Origin of the sequence: Sphingobium quisquiliarum P25 (assembly GCF_000445065.1) — a bacterium.
GTDB lineage: Bacteria > Pseudomonadota > Alphaproteobacteria > Sphingomonadales > Sphingomonadaceae > Sphingobium > Sphingobium quisquiliarum.
The window spans coordinates 1-4,131 of record NZ_ATHO01000174.1 but is presented as its reverse complement, the minus strand read 5'-3'; the positions used below and the strand labels follow the sequence as shown (position 1 = coordinate 4,131).

General features: G+C 65.9%; 4 protein-coding genes. 1 reads left to right on the top strand and 3 read right to left on the bottom strand.

Features of this window, described 5'->3' with window-relative positions:
- The 3 genes from L288_RS41475 to L288_RS41465 form a co-directional block, all read right to left on the bottom strand.
- Positions 1-1,415, bottom strand: a 1,415-nt coding sequence (locus L288_RS41475; RefSeq protein WP_021240075.1) for an AAA family ATPase, incomplete at its 3' end; no start/stop codon positions are given.
- An 80-nt stretch (positions 1,416-1,495) separates the two neighbouring features.
- Positions 1,496-2,230 (bottom strand): thioredoxin domain-containing protein, encoded by a 735-nt coding sequence (locus L288_RS41470; protein ID WP_021240074.1) that lies wholly within the window; start codon positions 2,228-2,230, stop codon positions 1,496-1,498.
- A gap of 46 nt (positions 2,231-2,276) precedes the next feature.
- Positions 2,277-2,843 carry a DsbA family protein gene (locus tag L288_RS41465; protein ID WP_236613088.1) on the bottom strand — a complete coding sequence of 189 codons (567 nt, stop codon included), beginning with the start codon at positions 2,841-2,843 and terminating at the stop codon, positions 2,277-2,279.
- 50 nt (positions 2,844-2,893) lie between these two features.
- Here L288_RS41465 and L288_RS41460 point away from each other — a divergent pair.
- On the top strand, positions 2,894-4,131 hold a 1,238-nt coding region (locus L288_RS41460), incomplete at its 3' end, for an IS1380-like element IS1247 family transposase (RefSeq protein ID WP_031304986.1).

Sequence of the window (4,131 nt, the reverse complement as noted above, 5' to 3'; positions counted from 1 at the left end):
GCTGCCTGCCGCGCTGTGTCAGCCTCCCTTATCGCATCCTCGGCGGCGTCGCGTTCGGCCGCCGCGCGCTGCTGCTCTGCCTGCGCCTCCTCTCCCTTTTGCCTGAGCGGCGCGACATCGGGCAGCGCCGCCGCTTCGACTTCCAGCCTTGCGGCATCGCGCTCCGCCCGCTCCATATGGCTGCGGGCAGAGGCCAGGGCGGCTTCGGCGACGCGCAGTTCGGCCTGCTCCCCCGCCTGCCGCGCCATCGCCCTGGCGAGTTGCAGTTCAGCGTCGCGCGCCTCGTCCTCGGCCCGCGCGATCCGCGCCGCGAAGCCGGGGCGCATCGCTTCGGTTTCGGCGATGCGCGCCTTGAGCGTCTTCACCTCCTCGCTCAGCCGCGCGATCGCCTCCGCCGCGTCGTTGGCGAGCGCCCCTTCGCGCAGCCGGTCTTCCTCCAGCCGTCCCGCCTGCTCCGCCAGGTCATGCAGCCGCCGCACCACGCCATCGCGTTCGGAACGGAGCGCCGCCAGCTTGTGCCCCGCCTCATTCGCCGCGTCACGAGCCGCCTGCGCCGCCGCCCGCTTGTCCGCAAGAGCCTCCACCGCCGCATTGGCGTGGACGGCGGCCGCGCGCTGCGCCTCCTGCGCGGCGATCACCGCATCTTCCGCGTCCTTCGCCTCCGCCCGCGCAGCTTCCGCGCTGGCGGCCGCTTCGCGCCAGCGGGCGAAGACCACCCGCCCTTCGGCGACGCGGATCTGTTCCGACAGGCGGATATAGCGTTCCGCCGCCTTGGCCTGCCTGCGCAGGCTGCTGGCCCGCGCTTCCATGTCCGACAGGATTTCGCCCAGCCGCACCAGATTGGCTTCGGCCGCGCGCAATTTCTGTTCGGCATCCTTGCGGCGGACGTGCAGGCCGGAAATGCCCGCCGCTTCCTCCAGCATGGCGCGCCGTTCCTGCGGCCGCGCGGCGATGACGGCGGCGATGCGCCCCTGGCTGACCAGAGCCGGGCTGTGCGGGCCCGTGGCGGCGTCGGCGAAGATCAGCGCGACGTCCTTCGCCCGCACGTCGCGGCCATTGGCGCGATAGGCGCTGCCTGCCCCGCGCTCGATCCGCCGGGTGACTTCCAGTTCGCCGTCGGGGCCGACCTCGACCGCATTGAACAACTCGCCCTGTTCCTGCACCGTCAGCAGCGACACTTCGGCGAAATCGCGCTGCGGCCGGGTGGAGGTGCCCGCGAAGATCACATCCTCCATGCCCGCGCCGCGCATCGACCGGGCGCTGGATTCGCCCATGACCCAGCGGATCGCCTCCAGCAGGTTGGACTTGCCGCAACCGTTCGGGCCGACGATGCCCGTCAGCCCAGGCTCGATCCGCAGCTCCGTTGGGTCCACGAAGCTCTTGAAGCCGGACAGCTTGAGCCGCTTTATCTGCATCGGGCGGCTCTAGCGCAGGGCCGCATGCCCGCCCGGCCAGCGGAAGCGCAAGGATGGAATGTCAGCCCCCCGGATGACAATCAGATGCCCGCTTGTTTCAACTTGGGCTGCAACGTCGCCCAGGTGGCGGTGTTTTCCAGCACGCTGCCGTTCAGGATGAAGGTCGGCGTGCCTTCGATCTTATATTCCGACGATGCCGTTTCGACGCCCTTGGCCAGCTTTTCGGCGGCGGCGGTGTCGGCCAGGCACTGCTTGGCCTGATCTTCGGCGATCCCGCGCTGCTTGGCGAAGTCGATGAGGCCCACGGCATCGGCCAGCTGGGTAAAGCGCTGGGTGGGCGGAGCGCTCATCAACTGCTGATATTTGGCGTCGCCCAGCGTCTGCGCCTTTTCGAACATCGCATTCTGGTTGGTGAAGAATTGTTCGGACAGCGGGTAGAACAGGTCCTTGCCCCCGCAGCGCGCCAGCAGCGACGTGGAAATGTCGATGGGATCGCGCACGAAGTTGCGCAGTTCGTAGCTCATCTTGCCGGTGTCGACGATCTTGCGGATTTCCTCCGAAGCCTCGGCGGAAAAGTCGCGGCAATGGCTGCACGTATAGGACGCGAATTCGACCAGCTTCACCTTCGCATTGGGGTTGCCCATGACGAAATTGCCTTCCGGCGTCGCCGTCACCGTCTGCGACCAGCTGCTTCCGGCGGGAGCGGCCACGGCGGCGACGGGTTCGGCCCTGGCCGTATTGCCCGCATCGGTCTTGCCGCAGGCCGACAGCGTCAGGGAAAGGGCGATCAGGGCGAGTCCGGTAAAGGCTTTCACGTGTGGCAAGCTCCGCTAGTCGGCGTGATGAGTGGCCTCATGTAGTTCACTGCGCCGGAGCGGGCAATGCGTCGCGCAAGCTCGCCCAGCTCGACCCGCCCGCCAGCGTCCCGTTGATGGTGAAGGCGGGCGTGCCGCTGATCTTCAACGTCTTCCAGGCTTCGTTGGTCATCGCCAATATCTGCTTCATCGACGCAGGATCGTTGACGCAGGCGTCAAGCTGCGCGGGCGTGAAGCCGCGTTTGCCCATCAGCGCGTAAAGCCCCGTCTTCTGCCCGATGTCGCGCAGCGCCGCCTTCTGCTCCTGCGGCTTGGCGGCGCTGCCGTCATAGGCCTGGAGCTGTTCCATCCAGGCGTTCTGGTTGGCGAACAGTGCCTCATGATTGCCGAAAAAGCGCTTCGGGCCGCCGCACCGGGCCAGCAGCGCGGCGGTCAGGTCATATTTGTCGCGCACCGCGTTGCGGACTTCCGCGCTTACCTTGCCGCCCTGCACATAGCCGGTCTTGAGCGGCCCGCTCGCTTCCTCGACGAAATGGGCGCAATGGCTGCATGTGTAGCTGACATATTCGCCCACATTTCCCAAGTAAGGCGCTGATTTCGCTGTCCTGACCATTATATTTCCTATATAAAACATGGTGTTGAAGGCTGCGAGGGGCGCGTTTCATGGATCACCCAGAGGGTGCGGGCTTGCAACGGGCAGATCGGGTGGATTTCGACCCTCGCGTGCGGCTGGAATTTCGCGGCACGCAGCTCAGTTCCGACGGCGGCCTTCTGGTGATGCGCGAGCTTGATGACGCGCTCGGGTTGTCCGATTTGGCGTCAGCGGCGCTGCGCGATACTCGCTCTGGCAAGAACACGGTCCATCGGCTCGACGGCCTGTTCCGGCAATCAGTCTTTGGGCGGCTGGCCGGATACGAGGATGTCAACGACGCCAACCGTCTCGCCTGCGATCCGGTCATGCGCCAAGTTGTCGGCGGCAGAGCGGTCGATGCACAAGCGGCCTCGGCATCGCAGATGGGACGGTTCGAGACCGAGACGCTGGCTCTGGCCGGGAACCGTGCCGCGCTGGCCGACCTGAACGGGCAATGGATCGACCGGTTCCATGACCGTAACGGGCTGAAGTACATCGTTCTGGACATGGACAGCTCGGTCAGCCCGACCCATGGCGACCAGGAAGGGTCCGCCTGGAATGGCCATTTCGACTGTAGCTGCTATCACCCCAACTTTCTGTTCAACCAGTTCGGGATGCTGGAACGCTGCGCCCTGCGCCATGGCAACGTCCACAGCGCCGATGGCTGGCGTGATGTTCTCGACCCCGTCATTGCGCGCTACGCGGAGCGCGACCTTGGTGGCAGGTTCTTCCGGGCCGATGCTGCCTACGCGATCCCGGCGATCTATGAGCGATTGGAAGAAGCGCGGTTCTTCTACGCCATCCGGCTGCCCGCAAACGCGGTCCTCAAGGACAAGATCGCGCATCGGCTAACGCGCCCTGTCGGGCGGCCGTCACTGACCAAGGTCAAGCGGTTCTTCGAGGAATTCGAGTATCAGGCGGCGTCCTGGGACAAGGAACGCCGGGTGATCGCCAAGATCGAATGGCATCCGGGCGAACTGTTCCCGCGTGTCGGCTTCATCGTCACCAACCTGCCGATGGAGCCGGACTGGGTGGTGCGGTTCTACAACCAGCGCGGCACCGCCGAGCAGCACATCAAAGAGGGCAAATACGCCTTTCGCTGGACGCGGCTGTCGTGCCGGAAGTTCCGCGACAATGAGGTGCGGCTGCAACTGCACGCCCTGGCGTACAACCTGGCCACCTTCTTGCGCTGCATCGAGCTGCCCGAGGCCATGGCCGACTGGTCGTTGACCAGCCTGCAACTGAAGCTGATCAAGATCGGGGCACGTGT

Bases quoted from the DNA above. Each gene is read 5' to 3' on its own strand.
- L288_RS41465 (WP_236613088.1), bottom strand. From the start codon at position 2,843: ATGGTCAGGACAGCGAAATCAGCGCCTTACTTGGGAAATGTGGGCGAA.